This is a genomic window from Pseudomonas sp. B19(2017), from assembly GCF_002113165.1.
In the GTDB taxonomy this organism is placed as follows: Bacteria; Pseudomonadota; Gammaproteobacteria; order Pseudomonadales; family Pseudomonadaceae; genus Aquipseudomonas.
In genome coordinates, this window is record NZ_NEJR01000031.1 from 1 (window position 1) to 26,093 (window position 26,093).

The 26,093-nt window shown below is 63.1% G+C and carries 22 protein-coding genes and 1 pseudogene; 11 read left to right on the top strand and 12 right to left on the bottom strand.

Annotated features, from left to right (window positions below):
• Positions 1 to 391 precede the first annotated feature (391 nt).
• On the top strand, positions 392 to 1,288 hold the full coding sequence (locus CAF70_RS25320) for a formate/nitrite transporter family protein (protein ID WP_085627331.1): 897 nt from the start codon (positions 392 to 394) through the stop codon (positions 1,286 to 1,288).
• A 3-nt stretch (positions 1,289 to 1,291) separates the two neighbouring features.
• Here CAF70_RS25320 and CAF70_RS25325 read toward each other — a convergent pair whose 3' ends face one another.
• Entirely contained in the window at positions 1,292 to 2,383 is a 1,092-nt protein-coding gene (locus tag CAF70_RS25325; protein ID WP_085627332.1) for an MBL fold metallo-hydrolase, read from the bottom strand.
• Between the two features lie 130 nt (positions 2,384 to 2,513).
• Here CAF70_RS25325 and CAF70_RS25330 point away from each other — a divergent pair.
• Both CAF70_RS25330 and CAF70_RS25335 read left to right on the top strand, forming a co-directional pair.
• Positions 2,514 to 3,588 (top strand): annotated as a pseudogene (locus CAF70_RS25330) (diguanylate cyclase).
• A 51-nt stretch (positions 3,589 to 3,639) separates the two neighbouring features.
• Entirely contained in the window at positions 3,640 to 6,225 is a 2,586-nt protein-coding gene (locus CAF70_RS25335) for an EAL domain-containing protein (RefSeq protein WP_085627333.1), read from the top strand.
• A gap of 30 nt (positions 6,226 to 6,255) precedes the next feature.
• Here the strand turns inward: CAF70_RS25335 and CAF70_RS25340 are convergent, their stop codons facing one another.
• Positions 6,256 to 6,585 (bottom strand): DUF2025 family protein, encoded by a 330-nt coding sequence (locus CAF70_RS25340; RefSeq protein ID WP_085627334.1) that lies wholly within the window; start codon positions 6,583 to 6,585, stop codon positions 6,256 to 6,258.
• Positions 6,586 to 6,709: 124 nt separating this feature from the next.
• On the bottom strand, positions 6,710 to 7,618 hold the full coding sequence (locus tag CAF70_RS25345) for a LysR family transcriptional regulator (RefSeq protein ID WP_085627335.1): 909 nt from the start codon (positions 7,616 to 7,618) through the stop codon (positions 6,710 to 6,712).
• Positions 7,619 to 7,730: 112 nt separating this feature from the next.
• Here CAF70_RS25345 and CAF70_RS25350 point away from each other — a divergent pair, with 112 nt between their 5' ends.
• Positions 7,731 to 8,489, top strand: a complete 759-nt coding sequence (locus CAF70_RS25350) for an SDR family NAD(P)-dependent oxidoreductase (protein ID WP_085627336.1) — start codon at positions 7,731 to 7,733, stop codon at positions 8,487 to 8,489.
• 229 nt (positions 8,490 to 8,718) lie between these two features.
• Here CAF70_RS25350 and CAF70_RS25355 read toward each other — a convergent pair whose 3' ends face one another.
• The 7 genes from CAF70_RS25355 to CAF70_RS25375 form a co-directional block, all read right to left on the bottom strand.
• Positions 8,719 to 9,576 (bottom strand): HlyD family secretion protein, encoded by an 858-nt coding sequence (locus CAF70_RS25355; protein ID WP_085627337.1) that lies wholly within the window; start codon positions 9,574 to 9,576, stop codon positions 8,719 to 8,721.
• A 12-nt stretch (positions 9,577 to 9,588) separates the two neighbouring features.
• Positions 9,589 to 9,795: a DUF1656 domain-containing protein gene (locus CAF70_RS25360; RefSeq protein WP_085627338.1), complete on the bottom strand. Its 207-nt coding sequence runs from the start codon at positions 9,793 to 9,795 to the stop codon at positions 9,589 to 9,591.
• On the bottom strand, positions 9,782 to 11,770 hold the full coding sequence (locus CAF70_RS25365; protein WP_085627339.1) for an FUSC family protein: 1,989 nt from the start codon (positions 11,768 to 11,770) through the stop codon (positions 9,782 to 9,784). The genes CAF70_RS25360 and CAF70_RS25365 overlap by 14 nt, the downstream gene beginning before the upstream one ends.
• A 296-nt stretch (positions 11,771 to 12,066) precedes the next feature.
• Positions 12,067 to 12,183, bottom strand: a complete 117-nt coding sequence (gene ccoM / locus CAF70_RS28040) for a cytochrome c oxidase subunit CcoM (RefSeq protein WP_025340347.1) — start codon at positions 12,181 to 12,183, stop codon at positions 12,067 to 12,069.
• Positions 12,184 to 12,318: 135 nt separating this feature from the next.
• Positions 12,319 to 12,480 (bottom strand): hypothetical protein, encoded by a 162-nt coding sequence (locus CAF70_RS27755; protein ID WP_178076430.1) that lies wholly within the window; start codon positions 12,478 to 12,480, stop codon positions 12,319 to 12,321.
• A 67-nt stretch (positions 12,481 to 12,547) separates the two neighbouring features.
• On the bottom strand, positions 12,548 to 12,877 hold the full coding sequence (locus CAF70_RS25370; RefSeq protein WP_085627340.1) for an aspartate-semialdehyde dehydrogenase: 330 nt from the start codon (positions 12,875 to 12,877) through the stop codon (positions 12,548 to 12,550).
• Positions 12,878 to 12,940: 63 nt separating this feature from the next.
• The gene (locus CAF70_RS25375) at positions 12,941 to 13,636 is read right to left on the bottom strand and encodes a M949_RS01915 family surface polysaccharide biosynthesis protein (protein WP_085627341.1); all 696 of its coding nucleotides are present in this window, start codon (positions 13,634 to 13,636) and stop codon (positions 12,941 to 12,943) included.
• A gap of 163 nt (positions 13,637 to 13,799) precedes the next feature.
• Here CAF70_RS25375 and rapA point away from each other — a divergent pair, with 163 nt between their 5' ends.
• Positions 13,800 to 16,646 carry an RNA polymerase-associated protein RapA gene (gene rapA / locus CAF70_RS25380; RefSeq protein ID WP_085627342.1) on the top strand — a complete coding sequence of 949 codons (2,847 nt, stop codon included), beginning with the start codon at positions 13,800 to 13,802 and terminating at the stop codon, positions 16,644 to 16,646.
• A 290-nt stretch (positions 16,647 to 16,936) separates the two neighbouring features.
• The gene (locus tag CAF70_RS25385) at positions 16,937 to 19,201 is read left to right on the top strand and encodes a bifunctional diguanylate cyclase/phosphodiesterase (RefSeq protein ID WP_085627343.1); all 2,265 of its coding nucleotides are present in this window, start codon (positions 16,937 to 16,939) and stop codon (positions 19,199 to 19,201) included.
• Here CAF70_RS25385 and CAF70_RS25390 read toward each other — a convergent pair.
• Both CAF70_RS25390 and CAF70_RS25395 read right to left on the bottom strand, forming a co-directional pair.
• Complete coding sequence (locus tag CAF70_RS25390) at positions 19,101 to 19,988, bottom strand: NAD(P)-dependent oxidoreductase (RefSeq protein ID WP_085627344.1); 888 nt, start codon at positions 19,986 to 19,988, stop codon at positions 19,101 to 19,103. The two genes, CAF70_RS25385 and CAF70_RS25390, sit on opposite strands and share 101 nt — an antisense overlap.
• Positions 19,989 to 20,252: 264 nt before the next feature.
• Entirely contained in the window at positions 20,253 to 20,564 is a 312-nt protein-coding gene (locus CAF70_RS25395; protein ID WP_085627345.1) for a DUF2288 domain-containing protein, read from the bottom strand.
• Positions 20,565 to 20,923: 359 nt separating this feature from the next.
• On the opposite strand from CAF70_RS25395, the gene CAF70_RS25405 reads away from it, so the two are divergent.
• The 5 genes from CAF70_RS25405 (at position 20,924) to CAF70_RS25425 (ending at position 25,867) form a co-directional block, all read left to right on the top strand.
• The gene (locus CAF70_RS25405; protein ID WP_085627346.1) at positions 20,924 to 22,039 is read left to right on the top strand and encodes a branched-chain amino acid ABC transporter substrate-binding protein; all 1,116 of its coding nucleotides are present in this window, start codon (positions 20,924 to 20,926) and stop codon (positions 22,037 to 22,039) included.
• A gap of 185 nt (positions 22,040 to 22,224) precedes the next feature.
• A complete protein-coding gene (gene livH / locus CAF70_RS25410; protein WP_025340356.1) occupies positions 22,225 to 23,148 on the top strand; it encodes a high-affinity branched-chain amino acid ABC transporter permease LivH in 924 nt (307 codons plus the stop codon).
• Positions 23,145 to 24,401, top strand: coding sequence for a high-affinity branched-chain amino acid ABC transporter permease LivM (locus CAF70_RS25415; RefSeq protein ID WP_085627347.1), 1,257 nt, complete (start codon positions 23,145 to 23,147; stop codon positions 24,399 to 24,401). The genes livH and CAF70_RS25415 overlap by 4 nt, the downstream gene beginning before the upstream one ends.
• Positions 24,398 to 25,165, top strand: a complete 768-nt coding sequence (livG, locus tag CAF70_RS25420) for a high-affinity branched-chain amino acid ABC transporter ATP-binding protein LivG (protein WP_085627348.1) — start codon at positions 24,398 to 24,400, stop codon at positions 25,163 to 25,165. The genes CAF70_RS25415 and livG overlap by 4 nt, the downstream gene beginning before the upstream one ends.
• Positions 25,166 to 25,867 (top strand): ABC transporter ATP-binding protein, encoded by a 702-nt coding sequence (locus CAF70_RS25425; protein ID WP_013973921.1) that lies wholly within the window; start codon positions 25,166 to 25,168, stop codon positions 25,865 to 25,867. It abuts the gene before it with no gap.
• Positions 25,868 to 26,093 lie beyond the last annotated feature (226 nt).

Below are 26,093 nucleotides of genomic sequence, written 5' to 3' on the forward strand. Positions count from 1 at the left end.
GCATGGCCACTTGTGATGCTGATAATCTTTGTGACTATCAGTCCGTACTCACAAGCACCCACACGAATTGCTTGATTCGATTTGTTAAAGAGCGTTTGGTTAAGAGCTTTTCGTCTCAACCGAGGCGCGCATTCTACGCTTTCCTCATTTGCTGTCAAGCGTTTATTTTGAAGTTTTTTACAACCGATTTCTTTCGAAACCCTTCAACTTCAACAACTTACCACTTGCCTCGAGGCGTTCATCGCTGCGAGGAGGCGAATAATACGCGCTTTGAGATCAGAGTCAACACCTTGATCTGAAAAAACTTTCTACCGGCGCTTTACCTTCGACGGCAACTAATGAAAGCGCCGCGAATCTGTAGAGAAACACCACCCAACGGAGCGTAGCGGCCATGAGCGACGCGCAGAGCGAGAAAACCCCAGGCCTGTCGGCGGACGAGGAGCAGGAAGTCAGCCTTAACCAACCGCCCCGCGCGGCAGTACTGCACGAGATCATTCGTTACCAGGGCGACCAGGAACTGGAACGTACACTCGCCGCACTATGGTGGTCGGCACTGGCCGCAGGCTTGTCCATGGGGCTGTCGCTCATGGCCATGGGCCTGTTCTACGCTCGCCTGCCGGAGGGCGACAGTGCCCAGGCGATAGCCAGCATCGGCTACAGTGCAGGCTTCCTTGCAGTAATACTGGCGCGCCAGCAGCTGTTCACCGAAAACACCCTGACCGCCGTGTTGCCGGTAATGACCGCCCCTACCCTGGCCAACTTTGGGCGCCTGCTGCGCCTTTGGAGCGTGGTACTGCTTGGCAACCTCGCCGGCACCTTGCTGGTGGCCTGGGTAATGCTCGAGCTGCCGATCTTCGACAGCAAGACAGACGTGGCCTTCCTGGAGGTTGGCCGCAAGGTCATGGAGAACGATGTCAGCCAGATGTTCGCCAAAGGCATCGTATCGGGATGGATGATCGCCACCATGGTGTGGATGATTCCGTCGATGGAACACGCCAAGATCTGGATAATCCTGATGATCACCTACCTGATGGCCCTGGGTGACTTCACTCATATCGTGGTCGGCTCGGTCGAGGTGTCCTATCTGGTCTGGGCCGGCGATGAAACCTGGAGCAGCTTCTGGCTGGAGTTCGCCCTGCCGACACTGGCGGGCAACATCATCGGCGGCAGCTTCATCTTTGGCTTGATCAGCCATGCACAGGTGCGCAGCGACAGCGGCAAACCGCCCTCGCGGCTACTGAAGAAGGACCAGCCACACTCCCCGCGCCGCAACAATGGCAACCAATGAACTTCAGCTTGCCGTTACCACGTGCTCTTTTGCCTGGCCGCGCTGACGCAAAGGCCGCGGTTGCCACCAGTTCTGTCCGGCATGCGGAGTGTCAAGGCTGACCCGCTCCCCCATTTGCGGCGTACTCAGGCGCACCTGTGCCTGGTTGGCCAACGCCAGGATGCGCTCGAACGGCTCCTGCCAGCCGTGGATGGACAAATCGAAGGTGCCGTTGTGAATCGGCAATAGCCAGCGCCCGCGCAAATCCAGATGGGCCTGCAGGCTCTGCTCCGGCTGCATGTGAACATCGGGCCAGGCGACGTTGTAGGCCCCGGTCTCGATCAGGGTCAGGTCGAATGGCCCGAAGCGCTCGCCAATCTGCCTGAACCCATCGAAGTAGCCGGTATCGCCACTGAAGAAGACCCGCACATTCTCGTCGACGATCACCCAGGACGCCCACAAGGTCCGGTTGCTGTCCAGCAGCCCACGCCCGGAAAAGTGCTGAGCCGGGGTGGCGACAAAACGCACGCCCTCGACCTCGCTTTGCTGCCACCAGTCCAGCTGCCGCACCTTTGCCGGTGCCACGCCCCAGGTCATCAGCAAGTCGCCTACACCCAGCGGCGCCAGGAACACGTCCGTGCGCGGCGCCAGTTGGCGAATGGCCTGTTCGTCCAGATGGTCGAAGTGATCGTGGGACAGTACCACTGCAGCCAACGGTGGCAATTGGTCCAGCGCCAGGGGTGGCGCATGAAAACGCAGCGGGCCGGCCCACTGCACCGGCGAGGCGCGCTCAGCGAATACCGGGTCGGTAATGAAGAAGCGCCCGCGCAACTTCAGCAATACCGTGGAATGGCCCAGGCGCCACAGGCTGCGGTCAGGTGCGTCGAGCACCTGCTGGCGGGTCATGGGCTGGAGGCTGACCGGTTTGGCCGGCCGGGTTTCCGGCGGCTTGCGCAAGAACAGGTACTTGAGCCCGATGCGCAGCTTCTTCAATACGCCATCCTGAGGCAACAACGCCTGGTTGTGAAAACGCCCTTCCCGCTGGGGCGCCGGCTCGCCGGCAGGGCTAGTCAAAGGAACCATCAGCAACACTCCTGGCAACAGGAAAGCCTTCATGCTATCCCACAGTGATCGAATCAACCGTGAATTGGCTTGTAAGGTCATTTTTCGTCGATGAAACACTGTTCAACAATATTCATGCAGGTTATGCGATAAACGGTGCTTCAGCAGAAGAACGATGGCCAAGATGGATAAACGCAGCGGCAAAGGACTTTCATTCGCCAAACGCATCTACTTGCCGCGTGTCATCGGCCTGGGGATCGGCATGTTCAGCGTCATGGCGGCCATGGCGCCGCTGTCCCCACCCACCTGGACATGGCTGCTGGTAATGTTCAACGGCTTATTGTGGCCGCATGTGGCCTACCTGTGGGCCACCCGTTCGGCCATGCCTTACCAGGCAGAACAGCGCAACCTGGTGCTGGACTCCCTGATGGGTGGGTTCTGGGCGGCCGCCATGCATTTCAATCCATTGCCCAGCGTGACCGTGCTGTCGATGATGACCATGAACAATGTCGCCGCCGGCGGCAAACGCATGGTCGTGCGCGGGGTGCTGGCCCAACTGGCGGGCATGTTCGTCGCCATCCTGCTGCTCGGCCCGGGCCTGCAATTGAACGCCACGCCCCTGCAGGTCTATGCCTGCCTGCCGATGCTGACACTCTATCCGCTGGCGCTGGGCTGGGTCTGCTACCAACTGGCGATCAAGCTCGCCGACCACAAGCGCCGCCTGAGCGCCCTGAGCCTCACCGACAGCCTGACGGGCTTGCTCAACCATGGTGCCTGGAAAGACCTGCTGCAGCTGAAGTTCCAGGCCTGCCAGCAGCAACAAGGGAGTGCGGTGATTGCCCTGATCGACATCGACCACTTCAAGACCATCAACGACACCTTCGGCCACGTGGTCGGCGACTGTGTGTTGCGCCAGCTCAGCACCGAGCTGCGGCGTAACCTGCGCGAAGGCGATCAGGCCGGGCGCTACGGCGGTGATGAATTCTGCGTGCTCCTGCCGGACACCAGCGAGGCCCAGGCCTGCCAGGCCATGGAGCGCCTGCGCGAGCGGGTCGCCAGTTACCGCAACCCGCAGTTGCCGCACCTGCGCATCAGCCTGAGTATCGGCCTGTCGGCATTCGAGGTCGACCTGGCGTCACCCGAACACTGGCTCGAACAAGCGGACAAGGCGCTATACACCGCCAAGCATGCTGGCCGCGACCAGGTCAATTTTTGCCCACAGCGGCACCGCGGCGCTCAGGCTGGCCTATCCTGATTGAACCTCCTTCCTGACTGCCTGGCGGGAGGCTGCCTGAAGGAGCTGCCCGCGCATGGCCAGGACCGCCAACCCTCCACCCGCCAGCCCTGCACCACGCTTCCAGGTGCGTCGCCTCATTGCCGGTTTCAGCGCAATTTTCGGCCTGGTCTGCCTGGTCATCCTCGGCGCCCTGTTCAATATTGCGGCCACTCTCGACCACCAGGAGCGCCAGCGCAGTGCCTCGCAGGCGACCAAGGCGCTGGAACAGCGGTTGCTCGCCTCGCGCCAGTTTCTGTCCAGCTACGCCGTTTGGGATGCGGCTTTCGAGCACCTGGCGGGCCAGGCCGACTGGAAATGGGCCTACGAAGAAAAGAACGTGGGCGAATCGCTGTACAGCGCCAGCGGCTATGAAGGGGTGTTCGTGGTGGAGGATGCACGCACCACGTATGCCCTGTTCAAGGGCAAGCCTACCCAGGCATCGGCCGATACCTATATTGATGCGGCACTTCAGCCAATCATCGACCAGGCCCGGGCGGCGGCGGCCCCACGTGAACAGATCACCCGTTTTGTCCTGTTCAACGGTTGGCCGGCCGTGCTCAGTGCCGCGGCGGTGCGCCCTGATCGGGATGTCACCGACAGCGAGGTGAGCAAGGCGCCGGTAATGCTTTTTGTCGACCAGCTCACCGAGGACAAGCTGGCACAGCTGAGCAGCGGTGCCGGCCTTACCGGCATGCACGTGGAAAAAAATGATGTGGGTGAGCACGACCACTTGCGCCTCGACCTCGGCGATACCGGCTACCACCTGTCCTGGAGCAGCCCGCTACCCGGGCATCAGTTGTTGCGGGCGGTATTGCCCCCACTGGCAGGTGCCTTGCTGATACTCGGTCTGATCATGCTGTACCTGTTCCGCCATGCGTTGCGCAGTTCGCGGGCGATCGACCGTACGCTCGCCGATCTGCAGCAGAGCAACCGGGCGCTGGAGGCCAGCGAGCAACGTTTTCGCGCGGTGGCCGAGTCGGCCTCCGACTGGATCTGGGAAACCGACCGGCAACAACGCCTGACCTACCTTTCTCAACGCTTTGTCAACGTCACCGGCTACGCGGTGGACGACTGGCTCGGCCAGCCGCTCAATCAGTTGCTGGCCTGCGACACCACGCCGCTTTCGCCGTGGCTGGATGCCCTGGCCGCGGCCGACCCGCAACAACTGGCCAACCTGCGCTGCACCTACCGCGACCAGAATGGCCAGAACCGTTACTGCCGGATTTCGGCCCGCGCCATCTGGTTCGACGACAAGCCCGTGGGTTATCGCGGCACCGCCAGCGATATCACCGACGAAGTCGACGCCCATGCGCGCATACAGCACCTGTCGCTGCACGACCCGCTGACCGGGCTGGCCAACCGCAACAAGCTCGCCCGGCACCTCGAGCAGGCACTGTTGCGCGGCAACGATTCGCCGCCACTGACCCTGCTGCTACTGGACCTGGACAACTTCAAGCCGATCAACGACTCCCTCGGCCACGCCGCCGGTGACGCCGTGCTGCAGGAGGTAGCAACACGCCTGCGCGACAGCACACGCGATGGCGACATGGTCGCGCGCCTGGGCGGCGACGAGTTTTTGCTGGTGCTCGGCGGCATGGACAACCGCAGCGAGATCGACCGTTTCTGTGCGCGCCTGATCAGCCTGCTGCAGCAACCGATCGTCTTCGATAGCCAGCCCCTGCACGTTGGCGCCAGCATCGGTGTCGCCCAGACCCGCACCCAGGGCTTCGATGCCGGGGAACTGATCCGCTGCGCCGATATCGCCCTGTACCAGGCCAAGGCCGACGGCAAGAACACCTGGCGCTATTTCGCTGCCGAAATGAACCAGCAGATCCAGTACCGCCGCCAACTGGAGAACGACCTGCGACGGGCCCTGCGCAATCAGGAATTCGAACTGTACTATCAGCCGCGCTACCGCCTCAGCGACTTGCGCATCGTCGCGGTCGAGGCCTTGGTGCGCTGGCGACATCCGCAGGAGGGGTTGCTGGGGCCGGATACCTTCATCCCTTTGGCCGAGCAGAGCGACATCATTGTGGCGCTGGGCCGCTGGGTGCTGCGCGAAGCCTGCCGCACTGCCCACGACTGGCCCGCCGACGTGCTGGTTTCGGTGAACCTTTCGCCTGCGCAATTCCTGCGCAGCGATGTGGTGGCCGATGTGCGCGAGATCCTGCTGGAAACCGCCTTCCCTGCCCAGCGCCTGGAGCTGGAAATTACCGAGAACGTGATGCTCAACGATATTGAAGGCGCGCTGGGCACCATGCTGTCGCTCAAGGAGCTGGGCGTGCGCCTGAACATGGACGACTTCGGCACCGGCTACTCGTCGCTGGGCTACCTGCGTACCTACCCGTTCGACAGCATCAAGATCGACAAGCGCTTCATCGGCGGGCTGAGCAACACAGGCGGCAGTGACCGCGCCGTGGTCCAGGCCATCATCAATCTGGGCGAAGCGATGGGGCTGACGGTCACGGCCGAAGGGGTGGAGAGCGAGCAGCAGCTCAGGGCACTGGCAAATGACCATTGCCACGAAGTGCAGGGCTACTACATGAGCCGGCCGCTGGACAGTGCCGGGCTCGCGGCGTTGTTGCAGCAAACATCCCAGCGCTCGGCACCTCACCCGTAGCGTAAGTTTGAACGCTCCCACAGGCATTTTTCAGCAAGGTGGCTGCAAGCTGCGCTCAGCCACGATTTCCGGCAGGTCGCGCCGGCGCAGGTAGGTGCGTAGCGGTTCACCGATGTTCAAACGGTCATCCACATGCTGCTCCAGCAATAGCGTCAGCCGTTCACGGCAGAGGGCCATGCGCTGCCCTTGCTCGTGCCGCCAGACAAACTCGCTGCAGGGCGTGATGCTGGCGTCGGCCACGTCCATGCCGAACGAATCTTCGGAAAAACGTACGATATGCACACCGCGCTTGGCATGAAAACCGACAAAGCCCATGAGCTGGTCGGCAGCGTTGCAGATGTCCTGGGAAGTAATGGCCATGACGTAACCTCGCAATGAAATCGGAAGATACGCACGCCAGGCGGGGGAAGGGTCGCCTCTGCCGGGCAACTCGTGACTGGCAGCCTAACGCAAGCCGCCGCACCAGCGCTACGGTTCTGATCGATCAGCGGCCACTGTCCACCTGAGAATGGAGCACCTCGCCCAGCCACTGCATGAAGGCCTGCACCCGACGCGGCACGTGCCGTTGCCGCGCATACAGCAGTGACACCGGCATCGCCGGGGCCTGCCAGCCTTCCAGTACCGAAACCAGTTCGCCGCGCCGCAGGTGTTCGGCCACACCCACTGCTGGCACCTGGATCAGCCCGAGCCCGGCCAGACAGGCCGCCGAGTAGGCCTCGGCATTGTTGACGGTGACCACGCCGGCCATGGCCTGGCAGTGCAATTCACCGCCCTGCAGGTACTCGAAACCGGCGCTGCGCGCCCCCAGGGTGCGCACGTAATGCACAAGGTGGTGCCCGGCCAGGTCCTGCAGCGTGCGCGGCACACCGTAGCGGGCCAGGTAGGTGGGGCTTGCACAGTTACGCATGCTCAGTTGCCCGACCGGACGCGCCACCACATCCAGGTCGTGCAGGGCACCAATGCGCATCACACAATCGAAGCCCTCACGCAGCAGGTCGACCTGGCGGTCGGTACAGCTGAGCTCTACCTCCAGGCGCGGAAAGCGCTGCAGAAACTGCGGCAGCGCCGGGATGATGACCCGGCGGGCCATCATGGTCGGCAGGTCGACCCGCAGGCGCCCGGCCAGCTCGGCATCTTCGGCACGGAACAGGCTCTCGATTTCCTCCATGCCCGACAGCAGGTCCTTGCTGCGCTCGTACAGCAAGGCACCATCCTGGGTTGCCTGCACCCGGCGGGTGGTGCGGTTGAACAGCTGCGTACCGAGCAAACGCTCCAGCCCCCTGATCTGCTCCGACACGGTCGAGCGTGGCAGCCCCAGGCTCTCGGCAGCCAGGGTGAAACTGCTGACCTCACTGACCCGCACAAAAGTGCGTAACAACTCCAGCTTGTTCACTTGCCACCTCGACTATTCGGTTTTACCGAACAGTATTGCCAAATCTCCTGGATTTAACAGCACAACAGTGACCAATAACCTGTGCTCATCAACCCACCATGAGGTCTTCACCATGACTCGCAAGATTGCCCTGATCACTGGCGCCAGCCGCGGCCTGGGCCGCAACGCTGCCGAACACCTGGCCGCACGCGGCATCGATGTCATCGGCACTTACCACAGCAAGGCGGAGGAAGCCCACGGCGTGGCCACCCGGCTCGAGCAGGCCGGGGTCAAGGCTGCCATGCTGCAACTCGACGTCAGCGATATCGCCAGCTTTGCCGGTTTTGCCGAACGCCTGAGCACAACCCTGCAACAGCACTTCGGCCGCGAGCGATTCGACTTCCTGGTGAACAATGCAGGGATCGGCTTGAACGTGCCCTACACCGAAACCAGCGAGGCGCAGTTTGACCAGTTGCTGAATATCCAGCTGAAAGGGCCATTCTTCCTTACCCAACGCCTGCTGCCGCTACTGGTCGACAATGGCCGCATCGTCAACATTTCCACCGGCCTGGCGCGCTTCGCGTTGCCGGGGTATGCCGCCTATGCCGCGATGAAGGGGGCGATGGAGGTGCTGACCCGCTACCAGGCCAAGGAACTGGGGCCGCGTGGTATTCGCGTGAACATTCTGGCGCCGGGGGCGATCGAGACTGATTTTGGCGGCGGCGTAGTGCGGGATAACCGCCAGGTGAATGAATACATTGCTGGCAACACGGCGCTGGGGCGGGTCGGCTTGCCGGATGATATCGGCGCAGCGATTGCGCTGCTGCTGGAAGAGGGCAATGGGTGGATCAACGGGCAACGGCTGGAGGTGTCGGGCGGGATGTTTCTTTGAAATCGGGAATCCGGGGCCGCTTTGCGGCCCATCGCCGGCAAGCCAGCTTCCACCTCGACCGCATTGATCCCAAGCCATGTGCAGTACCTGTAGGAGCTGGCTAGCCGGCGATGAGGCCAGGACAGGCAACACAGGCCAGTTGCTGCCACCACCGCATGGACCTCAAGCCTTGTGCAGTATCTGTGGGAGCCTGGCTTGCCAGCGATTGGGCCACGGAGTGGCCCCCGCCTTATTGCTCATGCACCTGCACACTGGCCGTCATGCCCGCACTCAGGGTCACCCCCTCAGGCACCTGGTCCAGGCGAATCCTCACCGGTATGCGCTGCGCCAGGCGCACCCAATTGAAGGTCGGTTCAACCTCCGGCAGCAACTGGCTGTCCGGGTTGCTGTTGCGGTCGGTGATCCCGCGGCTGATGCTCTCCACATGCCCTTGCATCGGCTCGCCTGCGCCCATCAACCACACCCTCACCGCATCCCCCACGCGAATGCGCGGCAGCTTGGTTTCCTCGAAATAGGCCTGGATATAGAAGGTTGAATCGTCCACCAGGGCCATCATCGATTCCCCGGTGTTCACATAGTTGCCCTCGGCCAGGCGCAGGTTGGTGATATGCCCGCTGCGCGGCGCCCGCACTTCACTGCGCGCCAGGTTGATTCTGGCAACCTGCAACTGTGCCTCGGCCTCATGCAGTTCACCGCGGGCGATGGCCGCGTTGATCTGGGCGTTTTCCCGCAACTCGGCACTGATCGCCTCCGGCCCCAGGGCGGTACGCCGGGCCGCCTCACGCTCGCGCAGACGTAGCTGCTGGGTGCGGGTCTCGGTTACCGCACTGGCCTGGTCGAAAGCGGCCTGGAAGCGTTCGCGGTCGATGGTCATCAGCAGGTCGCCGGCCTTGACCCGCTGGTTGTCACGCGCCTTCAGCTCGCGCACCCAGCCCGACACATCGGGGGCGATCACCACCACATCGGCGCGCACACGGGCATCACGGGTCCAGGGGGTGAGCATGTAGTACTGCCACAGCTGATAGCCGGCGAACACGGCAAGGGCCACCACACACAAGGTGACCAAGGTACGTACGGCCGCACGCATCGAAACACTCCTTCACAAGGTTCCCAGCAGTCGCACTACCAGGAACAACACACAAACGAACAGCGCCGCGTCGAACAGCGCCTCATGCCAGATCCAGCGCCCCAACGGCGTGGCCTGCACCACCAGACGCAGCAACCCGGTCAGCACCAGCGCCATCAACACATAAACCAGGAAGGGGCTGAACAGTACGCCGCCTGCTTCCCACTCACGCAACCCCATGGGCTTCCTCCTGCCAGCGGCACCACTTGCCCCAGCTTTTCTGCAATTGCAGCACCGCCCCTTCGGCCAAGCGCAGCGGATCGCTTGAGGGTAGACGGCGCAAGGCACCAATGAACTGTTCGCTGGCAGCGTCCAGGCGCTGGCCACGCCCTGGCGCCGGCCCTTTGGACAGCACGGCCTCTACCTGCTGCAGGTATTCACGCTCGGCACGCCCCAACGGGGCCTGGGCGACCGCCAGACACATGCGCAGATGCACCAGTTCGTCGCCGATATCCAACCCGTGCAGGCCGTCGTCCCAGCGTTTGCGCTCGCTCTCGGGCAACTCGCCGGCATGCCGTGCCAGCTGCATCAGGCGGTCGGCCATGCGCCCGCCAAACCAGCTGTCGGCCCCGCGCAGGTCGCGCCGGGTCAGGCGCACCAGGTCGTTCTGGGTCGCCGCGCGCAGGCGCTGGCCCAGCCAGGCCGGGTGGCGAAACACCAACAAACGGAAGGCCATCACCGCAGCAGATACCCCCACCAGCATGGCCAAGGCACTGTTGAGCAGGGTGGCCACGCCGAACTGCATGGCGTTAAGCGGCGACACCAGCACGATGAAGTGCAGGCAATAGGAGGTGGCCGTGGCCCCGGTCCGTGGGTGAGCCATGCCCAGCGCCCCGAGAAACAGCGGCACGCCCATGCCCAGGCAGAGCATGGCGAAGCTGCTCCATTGCGGCAGCAGTATCTGCCCGACCAGAAACGCCACAGGTATCGCCAGGAAAATCCCGCGTAAAAAGCTCAGGCCGATCTGCGCACCGTTTTCGCGGCTGGCGAACAAGCTGCAGACCACGCAGGTCAGCACCAGCCCGCCCGGTGCCGAAGGCCAGGCGGTGGCCAGCCAGAAACTGCTCATTACCAGAAAGGCCAGCGCACTGCGTGAGCCGAACAGCAAGGCCAGCGACCAGTCGCGGTGGGCGGCCAGGCCCTGGGACATATCCTTGGGCGCCCTGCCCGCCTCCACATCCTCCAGCGCCTGGCTGGCGGCCATGGCGTAATCCAGCAGCAGAGCCATGCGCGCCAGGCAGAAGTGCTCCGCCGGGCTGATCTGTTCATCGTGGGCAGCATCCCAGATGCGCTGGCGCAGCAACAACAGGCTGGGCCGGTCGGGCTTGCCGAGCAGTGCCCGCACCTCATTCAGCCAGGGCGCCAGGTGTTCGGCTTCGCGCTCATCCAGTTGCCGCCACTGCCGGCGTACCGAGCGGGAGATGCGCAGCAGCACCATCAGTTTCTGGCTCAGGCCACGAACGGCGCGGGCACGCTGGCGCCCGCGGTTGCCTTCGAACCAGGCGTGTTCGCGTTGGCTGTCGATCGCAACGATACGCCCCAGGCTTTCCAGCAAGCCTTTGCGCGCCTCGTCTTCACCGCCCAACATGGCACTGGCGGCCTGTAGACCGTTCTGCCAGGCCTGGCGGGCCTGCCCGCCCAGTTGCTGCTCTACCCGCATGGGCCAGAGCAAGGCACTGCTGGCGGTGGCACAGAAGATACCCAGGCAGATCTCGGTGCAGCGCGCCACGGCTTGGTCGAACACCTGCAACGGGTGGTCGATGGCCGGCAGGGCAATGATCGCCGCGGTGTAGCCAGCCAGCACGAAGGCATACGCCCAGGCGCTGCGCAGCTGGGTGGACGCGGCGGTGCACAGGGCCAGCCACAGGGCCAAGGTAAGCAGGAACAACCATGGGGTCTGGGCGAACAGGCCGATGAACAGCACCGATGCAAACGTACCGACCAAGGTGCCGGCCAGCCGCGCCAAGCCCTTCTGTACCACCATGCCCGACAGCGGCTGGGCGACGATGAAAGCGGTCATCAGCGCCCAGGAGGGTTGCTCCAGGCCCCAGCGCATCGCCAGCCACAGCGCCAGGCCACCACCGAGCAGGGTCTTGATGGCGAACTTGAGGGCGAGGCTGCTGGGGGCGAAAAGGGCCTGGAGAGTGATGGGCACGCGGCGGACCTTGCGGGGGGTGGTGTTACTGAAAAGATAGACAATGACGGGAAGGATAAAACGGAAACAACTAATTAGCTAGCTAATCATCTTTAGTGAAATCGCGTTCTCCTGTGCTGACCCGTTCGCGGGCACGCCCGCTCCCACAGGGACCGCGCACAGTCTGAAACTTGTGGGGTTCCTGTGGGAGCGGGCGTGCCCGCGAAGAGGCCGGTACCGGCAAAGCAAAATCCCAGGCAAAAAAATGGGCGACCGAAGTCGCCCTAAATGCCTTGCGTGCTCGTGTACCCGGAAGGTCAGCGCGGCTTGCGCTTGTTCGAGTCCTTCCAGATGAAAATGCCCAGACCGGCAAAGAAGACGACCATCAACCCGACCGTTACCACTCCGGCGATAACCACGTTGTCGAAGAACATGCTGGCCTCCCCATTCGTTTGCCGTTGTCCGATGGGTGCACGTTAACCAAAATGGGGGTAGGAAAAATTGATCGGTGTCAATGGTGCCCGGGGCCGGGCACGCGAGGCGGGTGCTGGGTTGACCTGCGTCAAGTTTCAGCGCTTCTTCGGCTTGCCCTTGGGCTTCCTTTTCCTGGCGCTGTTCAACGGCAGGGCCTGCTCGAACGCATTGCGCATTTCGTTCAGGCGCTTTTCCTTGAGGTCATGGACGCGCTTGGCGCGTTCGGCATCGAAATCGATGAGGTTGTCTTGGCTCATGGGTGGGCTCGACGATCAACTGAGACTTGCATGATGAAGCCAGGCGCAGGCGCTGACCAGCCCCGCGTCAGACTTCGATGTCTACCAGCAGCCCCTGGCGCACGTGCTCGCCCATCAACGGTGCCACCGGTACGGTGTTGTCGGCGTTTACCTCGTCACCCGGCATCGCACTGTAGCGTTCGTCATCGCTCTGCCGCCGCCGTTGCTGCTGGCGGCGCTGCTCATCGCGCAACAGCAGCGTCTGCTCCTGCGGGTCACGCTGGTGTTTGAGGTCGATGGCACTTTCACCGGATGCAGGCTGTGTCGGCACCACCGGCTTGATGTCGGGGGTCGGTTTGACCGGGTCCAGTTGCGAGGTCACCGGGGCAGCACTTAGCGGAATGATCGGCGGCAGCATGGACGTTCTCCTATGCCCCCTGTATCGGCAGGCGCGGGTTTACCTTGATGGCAGGCGCAACACTTATTCGGCTTCTTCGTCGGGCTCGTCGTCGGTTGGCGGGCTGGCCTCGCTCCAGGGCCGCTTGTATACCTGCTGCCAGACCGCGTCCATGTGCTCGCGCAGCACCTGCGGCGCACCTTTGAGCGAAGCACTGTCCTCGCGCTCACCACCTATCGGCTCTTCACCTGCCGGGCTAATCAGTGACTGGCCGGTGATACTGTAGCTGGCCTGCCCTTCACGCATCTCGATGGCGATGTCGTGCGGGTCGATACCGCCGCCGCAGAAAGCGTGGCTGGCAACCGTCACCTCGGCGACGCCATCCTTGTTCAGGTCGCCGACATCGCTGACATCGTTATAGAAGTCCACATCCAGGTCCAGGCCCGGGCAAGTGGTTTCCTGCTCGATCTGCCAGCGCGCCTTGAACGCGTCGTTTTCGGCGGTGCGCCCGTACAGCGTGGCCTTGAGTACCACCTTGTCCACTTCCTGCTCGCTTTCCGGATCACTGGCCTGGCCATCACTGCGGCTCAATACCAGCAGGCCTTCACCGTCACGGTCACGAAAGTGCACGCTCTTGATCGGCGTCTGCACGCCCAACACCTCAAGCTGTTCCATCGGGATGGCGGGCAAGGTCTCGAAGTTTTTCTGCTCGCAGGCACCCAGCAGCAGCAGGCTGCCCATGGCCATCGAGGTGCTTATCCAGCGGTGCTTGGCAGACATGTTGATCCGGAGCCCTCGTCGGCAGCGCGGTGGGGGGCGATGAAGCGGCTAGACTGTTGCACTAGCTATTGCATTTCGGCACCTTTCGATGCGCTCGGCACTTTGGTCTGACCGGCCGATCCGTTAACATAATCGGCTTTTTCATCGCGGGAGTTCAGGCAGTATGGCGCAGCAGTATCAACCGGGGCAACGCTGGATCAGCGACAGCGAAGCCGAGCTCGGCCTGGGTACCATCCTGGCGCAGGATGGCCGCCTGTTGACCGTGCTCTACCCGGCCACTGGCGACACACGCCAGTATTCCCTGCGCAATGCGCCGCTGACCCGCGTGCGCTTCTCGCCAGGTGACCAGATCACCCACTTCGAGGGCTGGAAGCTGACCGTGCGCGAGGTCGAGGACATCGGCGGGCTGATGGTGTATCACGGCCTGGACGGGCAGAACCAGCCGCGCACCCTGCCAGAAACCCAGCTGTCGAATTTCATCCAGTTCCGCCTGGCCAGCGACCGCCTGTTCGCCGGGCAGATCGACCCGCTGTCGTGGTTCAGCCTGCGCTACAACACCCTGCAGCACACCAGCAAGCAGATGCAGTCGGCGCTGTGGGGCCTGGGCGGCTGCCGCGCCCAACCCATCGCCCACCAGTTGCACATCGCCCGCGAAGTCGCCGACCGCAGCGCGCCGCGCGTCTTGCTGGCCGACGAAGTGGGCCTGGGTAAAACCATCGAGGCCGGCCTGGTGATCCACCGCCAATTACTGTCGGGCCGCGCCAGCCGCGTACTGATCCTGGTGCCGGAAAACCTCCAGCACCAGTGGCTGGTGGAAATGCGCCGCCGTTTCAACCTGCAGGTGGCCCTGTTCGACGCCGAACGTTTCATCGAAAGCGACGCCAGCAACCCGTTCGAGGATGCCCAGCTGGCGCTGGTGGCCCTGGAGTGGCTGGTCGACGACGAAAAGGCCCAGGACGCGCTGTTCGCCGCCGGCTGGGACCTGATGGTGGTGGACGAAGCCCATCACCTGGTCTGGCACGAAGACCAGGTCAGCGCCGAATACGGCCTGGTCGAACAGCTGGCCCAGGTAATTCCGGGTGTGCTGCTGCTTACTGCCACCCCCGAACAGCTCGGCCAGGACAGCCACTTCGCCCGCCTGCGCCTGCTCGACCCCAACCGTTTCCACGACCTGGCCGCCTTCCGCGCCGAGAGCGAGCACTATCGCCCGGTGGCCGAAGCCGTACAGGAACTGCTCGACGAAGGCCGCCTGTCGCCCAAGGCGCACGCCACCATCCAGGGCTTCCTGGGTGCCGAAGGCGAAGCCCTGCTGGCGGCGGTCAGCGACGGCGATACCCAGGCCAGCGCGCGCCTGATCCGTGAGCTGCTCGACCGCCACGGCACCGGCCGTGTGCTGTTCCGTAACACCCGCGCAGCAATCCAGGGCTTCCCGGAGCGCCAGCTGCACCCTTACCCACTGACCACGCCCGATCAGTACCGCGAGCTGCCAGCCGGCGAACATGCCGAGCTATACCCGGAAGTCGCCTTCCAGGCCCAGGGCGAGGTGGCTGACGACGAGCGCTGGTGGCGTTTCGACCCGCGCGTCGACTGGCTGATCGACACCCTGAAGATGCTCAAGCGCACCAAGGTGCTGGTGATCTGCGCCCATGCCGAAACCGCGATGGACCTGGAAGACGCCCTGCGCGTGCGCTCCGGTATCCCGGCCTCGGTGTTCCATGAAGGCATGAGCATTCTCGAGCGCGACCGTGCCGCCGCCTACTTCGCCGACGAAGAGTTCGGCGCGCAGGTGCTGATCTGCTCCGAGATCGGCAGCGAAGGCCGCAATTTCCAGTTTGCCCACCATCTGGTGATGTTCGACCTGCCGGCGCACCCGGACCTGCTCGAACAGCGCATCGGCCGCCTCGATCGTATTGGCCAGAAGCACACCATCCAGCTGCATGTCCCGTACCTGCAGGGCAGCCCGCAAGAGCGCCTGTTCCAGTGGTACCACGAAGGCCTCAATGCCTTCCTCAACACCTGCCCAACCGGCAACGCCCTGCAGCACCAGTTCGGCCCGCGCCTGCTGCCGCTGCTCGACGGCGACGAAAGCAAGGCCTGGGAAGCCCTGGTGGCCGACGCCCGCAGCGAGCGCGAGCGCCTGGAGGCGGAACTGCATACCGGCCGTGACCGCCTGCTGGAGCTCAACTCCGGCGGTGCCGGCGAAGGCCAGGCGTTGGTCGAGGCCATTCTCGAACAGGACGACCAGTTCGCCCTGCCGATCTACATGGAAACCCTGTTCGACGCCTTCGGCATCGACAGCGAAGACCATTCCGAGAACGCCCTGATCCTCAAACCGAGCGAGAAGATGCTCGACGCCAGCTTCCCGCTGGGCGACGACGAAGGCGTGACCATCACCTACGACCGTGGCCAGGCGCTGTCGCGCGAGGACATGCAGTTCCTGACCTGGGAACACCCGATGGTGCAAGGCGGCATGGACCTGGTACTGTCCGGCTCGATGGGCAACACCGCCGTGGCGCTGATCAAGAACAAGGCGCTCAAACCCGGTACCGTGCTGCTTGAACTGCTGTTCGTCAGCGAAGTGGTGGCACCGCGCAGCCTGCAGCTGGGCCGTTACCTGCCACCGGCGGCTTTGCGTTGCCTGCTCGATGCCAACGGCAACGACCTGGCGTCCCGCGTGGCCTTCGAAACCCTCAACGACCAGCTGGAAAGCGTGCCGCGCGCCAGCGCCAACAAGTTCGTCCAGGCCCAGCGTGACGTGCTGGCCCAGCGCATCGGCAGTGGCGAGGCCAAGGTCATGCCGACCCACGTGGAGCGCGTGGCCGAGGCCCAGCGCCGGCTGACCGCGGAAGCCGACGAAGAGCTGGCCCGCCTGGTCGCGCTGCAAGCGGTCAACCCGAGCGTGCGCGATAGCGAGATCGAAGCGCTGCGCAAGCAGCGCGAAGAAGGCCTGGCGATGCTGGAAAAGGCCGCCCTGCGCCTGGAAGCCATTCGCGTATTGGTGGCTGGCTGAGAGGGCAGGCGCCGCGGCGCCTGCTTCGCGGGCTCGCCCGCTCCCACAGAGACCGCACCAGGCTGAAGCGCTATGCGGTACCTGTGGGAGCGGGCATGCCCGCGAACACCGGCGGAGCCGGTGCCATCCACCTGCTGCATATTCCCCGCTGCGATCAGGCTCATAACCAAATCGTAGAAATCAAAGTGCCATTAGTCAGGAAGGCTTAACCACCTCTTCCTATACTGCCTCTGGACAGTCTGCACAGGGTTATAGCGCAGACGAGTGAAAACTCGAACATGAGGCATTCCATGGAATGGCTGGGGCTGCAACTGTTCGCCGACCTCCCGTCAACCGGGCGCATCGTCATCGATTGCCGGCATGAACCGTTCCTGGTTCTGCTCGCCTACCTCGTCGCCTGTACGGCCTGCTTCGCCACACTGGACATGGCCGAGCGCCAATCCCACAGCGAAGACCCTACTGCCCACCGCCAATGGAACATGCTCGGTGCCTGCTGCCTGGCAGGTGGCATCTGGGCCATGCACTTCATCAGCATGCTGGCTTTCCAGGCGCCGGTGGAAGTGCACTATGACGCTTCCCTGACCATTCTTTCGCTGCTCATTGCCCTGGCCGTCGCCTGGGTGGCCATGCACAGCCTCGACCGCAGACAGATGCACGCACACCATTACCTGCAAAGTGCAATGCTGATCGGCCTGGGCATCATTCTCATGCACTTCGTCGGCATGGCCGCCCTGGAAACCGGCGCCCGCCAGTACTACCAGACCGGCCTGCTGCTGGCATCTGCCACCATTGCGCTGCTCACCAGCCTGACAGCGCTGTGCCTGGCCCGCTACTTCCGTCACGGCAGCGGCACCCTGCACCAGGCCATGAAATACGGCGCCAGCCTGCTGATTGCCGGCGGCATCGTTGCCACCCACTTCACCGCAATGTCGGCCATGACCCTCGTCATCCCGGCCGACACCGCCCTGCGCCTTCCCTCAGGCGACAACAGCGTGCAACTGGGGCTGGGCATCGGCTTCATCACCCTGCTGATCAGTGCTGCCAGCATCAGTACCGCGCTGGCCGACAAGAAGCTGCAAAGCAAGGAGCACGACCTGCGTCGGGTCAGCGTGCTGCTCAGCCAGCTGGACCAGGCCCGCGCCTCGCTGCAACAGGCCGCGCACTACGACGCCCTGACCAACCTGGTCAACCGTCGCGGTTTCAACCAGGTGTTCGCCGAACGCCTGGCCGAACACCAGGCCACGGAAAACCGCCTGGCGGTGATGTTCCTCGATATCGACCATTTCAAGCGCATCAACGACAGCCTTGGCCACGACGCTGGCGACGAACTGCTCAAAGTGATCGCCAGCCACATCAAGGCTGCCACCCGCACCCACGACCTGGTCGCGCGCTTTGGCGGTGACGAGTTCTGCGTGGTTACCAGCCTCAACAGCCGCGACGAAGCCCGCCATCTGGCCCAGCGCATCATGCAGCGGATGAAAGAGCCCATCGACCTGGGCGGCCGGCGCATGGTCATGACCACCAGCATCGGCATCAGCATTTTCCCCGACGACGGCACCAGCGCCGAAGAGCTGCTCAAGCATGCCGACCTCGCCCTGTACCAGTCCAAGGGCAGCGGACGCAACAGCCTGAACTTTTTCAACGACAGCCTGAAGACCCAGGCCTCGATTGCCCTGCAACTGGAAGAAGAACTGCGGGTGGCCCTGCTCGAGGAACATGGGCTGTGCGTGCACTACCAGCCAATCTTCGACCTGCGCAGCAGGCAAGTGGCCAAACTGGAAGCCCTGGTGCGCTGGCAACACCCGCAACATGGCCTGCTCGGGCCCGAGCGTTTTGTCGCCATCGCCGAAGCCAATGGCCTGATCATCGACCTTGACCTGTGGGTACTGCGCCACGCCTGCGCCGACCTGGCCTACCTGCAGCGCCACGGGTACGGCAGCCTCAAGGTCACGGTCAATTGCTCGGCCGTCACCCTCAGCCACGACGATCTGCCCAATGAAGTGGAAAAGGCGCTGTTTCACGCCGGGCTCTCGCCCTGGCAGCTGGAGCTGGAAGTGACCGAGAACGCCCTCATGGGTGATATCCAGCGCACGGTCAACCTGCTCAAGCACGTGCGCGCGCTGGGCGTGGCGCTGTCAATCGATGACTTCGGCACCGGCTACTCGTCACTGGCCTATCTCAAGCGTCTGCCGCTGGACGTGCTGAAGATCGACCGCAGCTTCCTGCAGGATGTACCGGGCAGCCAGAAAGACCGCGAGATCGTCCAGGCGATCATCGTCATGGCGCATACACTGCATTTGCAGGTAGTCAGCGAGGGGGTGGAAAGCACCGAACAGCTGGCGTTCCTCGAAGCGCACGGCTGCGACTACCTGCAAGGCTACCTGCTGGGCCGCCCGGAGCCGCTGGCCGAACTGCGGCCGCTGCTGGAGCGGCTGCAGTACCCCAGCGCTGCATTCAACCCTTGCTGCGGTACAGTTCAACCAGAGTCGCTGGATCTTTTTGCAGGTACCCCTGGCTTGCGTGCAGGCGCATCAATTGCGCAGCGAGGCCACTGAGCGGCGTCGCCGAGCCTTGCTCGCGGGAGAACTTGACCGCACCATCGAGATCCTTGAGCAGCGTGCGCACGTGCCACTTGATCGGTTCGAAGCGGCTCTCGGCCATTTGCGGCGCGAGGATCTGCAACGGTCTGGAGTCGGCAAAGCCGCCCGCCAGCGCTTCGGCGATCAGCGTCGCATCGACGCCGGACTGTTCCGCCAAGGCCACCACTTCGGCGATCACCAGGGCATTGCAGGCCACGATCATCTGGTTGCAGGCCTTGGTCACCTGGCCGGCGCCCACCGCCCCCATGTGCGTCACACGCTGGCCAAGTACCTGCAGCACCGGGCGGGCGCGCTGCAGGTCGGCCACCTCGCCACCGACCATGATCGCCAGGGTGCCGGCTTCGGCCCCGGGCGTGCCACCGGACACTGGCGCATCCAGCCAGGCCATGCCGCACAGCGCCGCCAGTTCGGCGGCCATTTCACGGGTGGCGGTGGGTTCCAGGCTGGAGAAATCGATCAGCAACTGGCCGCTGCGCCCGCCCTGGGCAATGCCGTGCTCGCCGAACACCACCTCACGCACCACGGCCGTGTCGGCCAGGCACAGCAGCAGCATGTCGCTGTCGCGGCACAGCTCGGCGGGGCTGCTGGCCAGGCGCGCGCCGGCGGCAACCAGTGCCGCGCACTTGTCCGGGCTGCGGTTCCACACGGTCAGCGGGTAGCCCGCGGCCAACAGGCGGCGGCACATGGGCAGGCCCATCAGGCCGATGCCGGCGAATCCAAGCGAAGGTAGTGCAGTGCTCATCAATGACTCCAGACAGATTCGATATCGATCTGGGCCGCTTTGCGGCCTTCGCGGGCACGCCCGCTCCCACAGGGCCGGTGCTGCTCTGGAGAACAACACACAACCTGTGGGAGCGGGCGTGCCCGCGAAGGGCTGCAAAGCAGCCCCCATTACGCATCCCGTAAACTGTTACCGCCACGCCGAATTGTTACTTACCTCTACCCGCCTTGAACGCCTTCGAGCACCAAAACGGAGCTGCTGCGCATTTTTGCGCACCAAAAACGATCATGCCTCTGCCGCGCGCTTCATCTGGATCACGATGAACGGCGAAACCACCACCGCCCAGATCTCTGGATCGCGGCTTTGCAGCTCCTGGGCCTGCTCGGCCGTCACTGGCCCGACAGTGCCATCACTACGCCACTTGGCGAAGATCTCGCTGCGATTCTCGGCCATTGCCTCGGCTACTGCGATCAGGTCCAGGCTTGGGTCGACCCAAATCAGGTCACCCTTGGCCCAGAAACGCTCCAGCGCTTTCCACTCGATGATTGCTGTCTCGCCAAGCAATTTGGCATAGAGGGTGCTTGTTTGATCAGTCATGGGTGGTATCCACAAAAATCGGCCAATAAAAAAGGCCGGCATTTTTGCAGAAAAACCCGGTTTCAAATATGTAATTTGGTCGATTGATCCCGAACGTGTGGGCCGGGGTCGCAGATGCAGGCAGTTTGATGGCGCCTTTCTGTATCTTTGTGTCGATCAAGCGACAACCCAGGAAGCAGGCACTTTTCGACCGCTTTTCAAGCGCTCGAACAGCGCTCTACACTGTACCGGTACAGTTCCGGGACATGTTCCGGGGGAAGGTGGGCTTGCGCGTTGGCATGGCCACGCCGCAAATCCCGCCCGGTCTGTAGCCCTGGCCGCCAGGACTATAAGAATTACAACAGAATGAGTGGAGCACTATGATCAAGATTTCCAAGCTGTTCGCCGCAATGGTTCTGGCAGGGGTAGCCAGCCATTCGTTTGCCGCCGATACCATCAAGATCGGGATCGCAGGTCCAAAGACCGGCCCTGTGACCCAGTACGGCGACATGCAGTTCATCGGCGCAAAGCAAGCCATCAAGGATATCAACGCCGCGGGCGGCGTGGATGGCAAGATGCTCGAAGCCAAGGAATACGACGACGCCTGCGACCCTAAACAGGCCGTTGCAGTCGCCAACAAAGTGGTCAACGACGGCGTCAAGTTTGTCATCGGCCACCTGTGCTCCAGCTCCACCCAGCCTGCGTCCGACATCTACGAAGACGAAGGCGTTATCATGATCACCCCGGCCGCTACCTCGCCGGAAATCACCGCCCGTGGCTACAAGCTGATCTTCCGTACCATTGGCCTGGACAGCGCCCAGGGCCCGGCTGCCGGCAACTACATCGCCGACCACGTCAAGCCGAAGGTGGTCGCCGTCCTGCACGACAAGCAGCAGTACGGTGAAGGCATCGCTACCGCGGTCAAGCAGACCCTGGAAGGCAAAGGCACCAAGGTTGCCGTGTTCGAAGGCCTGAACGCTGGTGACAAGGACTTCTCCTCGATCATCCAGAAGCTCAAGCAGAACAACGTCGACTTCGTCTACTACGGCGGCTACCACCCAGAGCTGGGCCTGATCCTGCGCCAGGCTCAGGAAAAGGGCCTGAAAGCCAAGTTCATGGGCCCGGAAGGCGTAGGCAACGACTCCATTTCGCAGATCGCCCAGAATGCCTCCGAAGGCCTGCTGGTGACCCTGCCGAAGTCGTTCGACGCGGACCCTGCGAACAAGAAGATCGTCGACGCCATCAAGGCTGACGGCAAGGACCCAAGCGGCCCGTTCGTGTTCCCGGCCTACTCGGCTGTCGAGCTGATCGCCCAAGGCATCAAGGCCGCCAAGTCCGAAGACGCCGAGAAAGTGGCCGAGGCCATCCACGCCGGTACCTTCAAAACCCCGACCGGCGACCTTTCCTTCGACGCCAAAGGCGACCTGAAAGACTTCAAGTTCGTGGTCTACGAATGGCACTTCGGCAAGCCGAAGACCGAAGTCTCCCCTCAGTAACTGCGTGACTAATAGCTGACCTAGGAGCCCACTGTGCGAGCAGTGGGCTTTGTTTTACGAGGTTCATGGGCCTGATCCCCGCGATCCGGGGGCGGGTTCACCTGAAAATCTTAAAACCGTCACCCGCGGTTTCCTGGCCGTACCCCCGCCAGCGAAATGCAAATCAGGTTTTTAGGAGCGCTGTAATGCCTGAGATCTACCATTTCTTCCAACAACTGGTTAATGGATTGACCATCGGCAGCACCTATGCCTTGATCGCCATCGGCTACACGATGGTGTACGGCATCATTGGCATGATCAACTTCGCCCACGGCGAGGTTTACATGATCGGTTCCTACGTGGCCTTCATCGCCCTGGCGGGCCTGGCCATGATGGGTATCCATTCGCTGCCGATCCTGATGACCGTCGCCTTCGTCGCGACGATCTTCGTCACCAGTGCCTATGGCTACAGCATCGAACGGGTTGCCTACCGCCCCTTGCGCAACAGCAACCGCCTGATCCCGCTGATTTCCGCCATCGGCATGTCGATCTTCCTGCAGAACACCGTCTTGCTGTCGCAAGACTCCAAGGACAAGTCCATCCCCAACCTGATCCCCGGCAGTTTCTCGTTCGGGCCGGGCGGTGCGGAGGAAGTACTGATCAGCTACATGCAGATCCTGGTGTTCGTGGTCACCCTGGTGGCCATGACCTGCCTCACCCTGTTCATCTCCCGTTCTCGCCTGGGCCGTGCCTGCCGCGCCTGTGCCGAGGACATCAAGATGGCCAACCTGCTGGGCATCAACACCAACAACATCATCGCCCTCACCTTCGTCATCGGTGCCGCCCTGGCGGCGGTGGCGGCCGTGCTGCTGAGCATGCAGTACGGGGTGATCAACCCCAACGCCGGTTTCCTGGTGGGCCTGAAGGCCTTCACCGCGGCGGTGCTGGGTGGCATCGGCAGCATTCCGGGCGCCATGCTCGGCGGGCTGGTGCTGGGCGTGGCCGAAGCGTTCGGTGCCGATATCTTCGGCGACCAGTACAAGGACGTGGTGGCATTCGGCTTGTTGGTTCTTGTCCTGCTATTCCGGCCGACCGGCATCCTGGGCCGCCCGGAGGTTGAAAAAGTATGAACAGAAATCTCAAACAGGCGTTCTTCAGCGCCTTGCTGGTATGGGCCGTGGCCTTCCCGGTGCTGGGCCTGAAACTGAGCATCGACGGCATCAGCCTGGCGGTGCACAGCCAAGGGTCGTTCACCATCAGTATCATCGCTGTGTGTTCGGCGCTGATGTTCCTGCGCGTGCTGTTCGACAAGCAGTGGAACTCGGTGATGGGCCGCCGTTCGGACCGCAAGCTGATCCCGCCGGCTGTCAGCAACTACCTGACCCTGCCGAAAACCCAGCGCTACGTGATCATGGGCCTGATCGTCGCTGCACTGGTGTGGCCGTTCTTCGGCTCGCGCGGTGCGGTAGACATTGCCACGCTGATCCTGATCTACGTGTTGCTGGGCCTGGGCCTGAACATCGTGGTCGGTCTGGCAGGCCTGCTCGACCTGGGTTACGTCGGCTTCTACGCCGTCGGTGCCTACAGCTACGCCATGCTCTCGCACTACCTGGGCTGGAGCTTCTGGGTATGCCTGCCGATCGCCGGCCTGATGGCCGCTACCTTCGGCTTCCTGCTCGGCTTCCCGGTGCTGCGCCTGCGGGGTGACTACCTGGCGATCGTGACCCTCGGCTTCGGCGAGATCATCCGCCTGTTCCTGCGTAACCTCACCGACTGGACGGGCGGCCCCAACGGCATCAGCAACATCCCCAAGCCGGAGCTGTTCGGCCTGACCTTCGAGCGCCGTGCCGCCGAGGGCATGCAGACCTTCCATGAGTTCTTCGGGCTGGAATACAACTCGATCAACAAGGTCATCTTCCTCTACCTGGTGGCCCTGCTGCTGGCCCTGCTGGCGCTGTTCGTGATCAACCGCCTGCTGCGCATGCCGATCGGCCGCGCCTGGGAAGCCCTGCGCGAAGACGAGATCGCCTGCCGTGCACTGGGCCTGAACCCGACCGTGATCAAGCTGTCGGCATTCACCCTGGGCGCCTGCTTCGCCGGTTTCGCCGGCAGCTTCTTCGCTGCGCGCCAGGGCCTGGTGACGCCGGAGTCGTTCACCTTCATCGAGTCGGCGATCATCCTCGCCATCGTCGTGCTCGGCGGCATGGGCTCACAACTGGGCGTGATACTCGCGGCCATCGTGATGATCCTGCTGCCCGAGCTGATGCGTGAGTTCAGCGAATACCGGATGCTGATGTTCGGTGCGCTGATGGTGTTGATGATGATCTGGCGTCCGCAAGGCCTGCTGCCTATGCAACGTCCACACATGGAGCTGCGTCGATGAGCCGCGAAATTTTGCAAGTCAGCGGCCTGAGCATGCGCTTCGGCGGCTTGTTGGCGGTGAACGGCGTGGGCCTGACCGTCAAGGAAAAACAGGTGGTGGCACTGATTGGCCCGAACGGTGCCGGCAAGACCACCGTGTTCAACTGCCTGACCGGCTTCTACAAGCCCAGCGGCGGCACCATCCTGCTCGATGGCCAGCCGATCCAGGGCCTGGCCGGGCACCAGATCGCCCGCAAAGGCGTGGTGCGGACCTTCCAGAACGTGCGCCTGTTCAAGGAAATGACCGCGCTGGAAAACCTGCTGATCGCCCAGCACCGCCACCTGAACACCAACTTCTTCGCCGGCCTGTTCAAGACCCCGAACTTCCGCCGCAGCGAGAAGGAGGCCATGGAGCGCGCGCAGTACTGGCTGGAGAAGGTCAACCTGACCGAGTTCGCCAACCGTACCGCCGGCACTCTCGCCTACGGCCAGCAGCGCCGCCTGGAAATCGCCCGCTGCATGATGACCCAGCCACGCATCATCATGCTCGACGAACCGGCAGCGGGCCTGAACCCGAAGGAGACCGAAGACCTCAAGGCGCTGATCGCCTACCTGCGTGAGTCGCACAACGTCACCGTGCTGCTGATCGAGCACGACATGAAGCTGGTGATGAGCATTTCCGACCATATCGTGGTGATCAACCAGGGCACCCCCCTGGCCCACGGCACGCCGGAAGAGATCCGCGACAACCCTGAAGTGATCAAAGCCTACCTGGGGGAAGCGTAAATGCTGAAGTTCGAGAACGTTTCCACCTTCTACGGCAAGATCCAGGCGCTGCACAGCGTCAACGTGGAGATCAACCAGGGCGAAATCGTTACCCTGATCGGCGCCAACGGTGCCGGCAAATCGACCTTGCTGATGACCCTGTGCGGCTCGCCGCAGGCGCACAGCGGCAGCATCAAGTACCTGGGTGAAGAACTGGTCGGCCAGCCTTCCTCGCACATCATGCGCAAAAGCATTGCGGTGGTACCGGAAGGCCGCCGTGTGTTCTCCCGCCTGACGGTCGAGGAAAACCTGGCGATGGGTGGCTTCTTCACCGACAAGGGCGATTACCAGGAGCAGCTGGACAAGGTGCTGCAGCTGTTCCCGCGCCTGAAGGAGCGTTATATCCAGCGTGGCGGCACCATGTCCGGTGGCGAGCAGCAGATGCTCGCCATTGGCCGGGCGCTGATGAGCAAGCCCAAGCTGTTGCTGCTCGACGAGCCCTCGCTGGGCCTGGCGCCGATCATCATCCAGCAGATCTTCGACATCATCGAACAGCTGCGCCGTGATGGCGTGACGGTGTTCCTGGTGGAGCAGAACGCCAACCAGGCGCTGAAGATCGCTGACCGGGCGTATGTGCTGGAGAACGGCCGGGTGGTGATGCAAGGTACCGGTGAAGCACTGTTGACCGACCCGAAGGTGCGCGACGCGTATCTGGGGGGTTGACCGGGAAAAGGGCCTTTGGGCCCTTTTTTCTGGCTGCCTGATTTTGTATCGCCTGGACTGGCCTCTTCGCGGGCTTGCCCGCTCCCACAGGCACCGCACGTGCCGTACCTGTGGGAGCGGGCAAGCCCGCGAAGAGGCCGGTACAGGCTTAGCAAACACTTGAGATCCCCGCCCAGCCTGCGTAACGTGGCCAGCTTTCACGGCAAAGATCCCCGGAGCCCGCCCC

What these genes read in the sequence shown, in the direction of transcription:
- CAF70_RS25350 (WP_085627336.1), top strand. Translation starts at nt 7,731, where the DNA reads ATGACTCGCAAGATTGCCCTGATCACTGGCGCCAGCCGCGGCCTGGGC.
- CAF70_RS25325 (WP_085627332.1), bottom strand. Translation starts at nt 2,383, where the DNA reads ATGAAGGCTTTCCTGTTGCCAGGAGTGTTGCTGATGGTTCCTTTGACT.
- CAF70_RS25375 (WP_085627341.1), bottom strand. Translation starts at nt 13,636, where the DNA reads ATGTCTGCCAAGCACCGCTGGATAAGCACCTCGATGGCCATGGGCAGC.
- CAF70_RS25355 (WP_085627337.1), bottom strand. Translation starts at nt 9,576, where the DNA reads ATGCGTGCGGCCGTACGTACCTTGGTCACCTTGTGTGTGGTGGCCCTT.
- livG (WP_085627348.1), top strand. Translation starts at nt 24,398, where the DNA reads ATGAGCCGCGAAATTTTGCAAGTCAGCGGCCTGAGCATGCGCTTCGGC.
- CAF70_RS25320 (WP_085627331.1), top strand. Translation starts at nt 392, where the DNA reads ATGAGCGACGCGCAGAGCGAGAAAACCCCAGGCCTGTCGGCGGACGAG.
- CAF70_RS25390 (WP_085627344.1), bottom strand. Translation starts at nt 19,988, where the DNA reads ATGAGCACTGCACTACCTTCGCTTGGATTCGCCGGCATCGGCCTGATG.
- CAF70_RS25340 (WP_085627334.1), bottom strand. Translation starts at nt 6,585, where the DNA reads ATGGCCATTACTTCCCAGGACATCTGCAACGCTGCCGACCAGCTCATG.
- CAF70_RS25370 (WP_085627340.1), bottom strand. Translation starts at nt 12,877, where the DNA reads ATGCTGCCGCCGATCATTCCGCTAAGTGCTGCCCCGGTGACCTCGCAA.
- CAF70_RS25385 (WP_085627343.1), top strand. Translation starts at nt 16,937, where the DNA reads ATGGAATGGCTGGGGCTGCAACTGTTCGCCGACCTCCCGTCAACCGGG.
- CAF70_RS25415 (WP_085627347.1), top strand. Translation starts at nt 23,145, where the DNA reads ATGAACAGAAATCTCAAACAGGCGTTCTTCAGCGCCTTGCTGGTATGG.
- livH (WP_025340356.1), top strand. Translation starts at nt 22,225, where the DNA reads ATGCCTGAGATCTACCATTTCTTCCAACAACTGGTTAATGGATTGACC.
- CAF70_RS25425 (WP_013973921.1), top strand. Translation starts at nt 25,166, where the DNA reads ATGCTGAAGTTCGAGAACGTTTCCACCTTCTACGGCAAGATCCAGGCG.
- CAF70_RS25335 (WP_085627333.1), top strand. Translation starts at nt 3,640, where the DNA reads ATGGCCAGGACCGCCAACCCTCCACCCGCCAGCCCTGCACCACGCTTC.
- CAF70_RS25395 (WP_085627345.1), bottom strand. Translation starts at nt 20,564, where the DNA reads ATGACTGATCAAACAAGCACCCTCTATGCCAAATTGCTTGGCGAGACA.
- rapA (WP_085627342.1), top strand. Translation starts at nt 13,800, where the DNA reads ATGGCGCAGCAGTATCAACCGGGGCAACGCTGGATCAGCGACAGCGAA.
- CAF70_RS25405 (WP_085627346.1), top strand. Translation starts at nt 20,924, where the DNA reads ATGATCAAGATTTCCAAGCTGTTCGCCGCAATGGTTCTGGCAGGGGTA.
- CAF70_RS27755 (WP_178076430.1), bottom strand. Translation starts at nt 12,480, where the DNA reads ATGAGCCAAGACAACCTCATCGATTTCGATGCCGAACGCGCCAAGCGC.
- CAF70_RS25360 (WP_085627338.1), bottom strand. Translation starts at nt 9,795, where the DNA reads ATGGGGTTGCGTGAGTGGGAAGCAGGCGGCGTACTGTTCAGCCCCTTC.
- ccoM (WP_025340347.1), bottom strand. Translation starts at nt 12,183, where the DNA reads ATGTTCTTCGACAACGTGGTTATCGCCGGAGTGGTAACGGTCGGGTTG.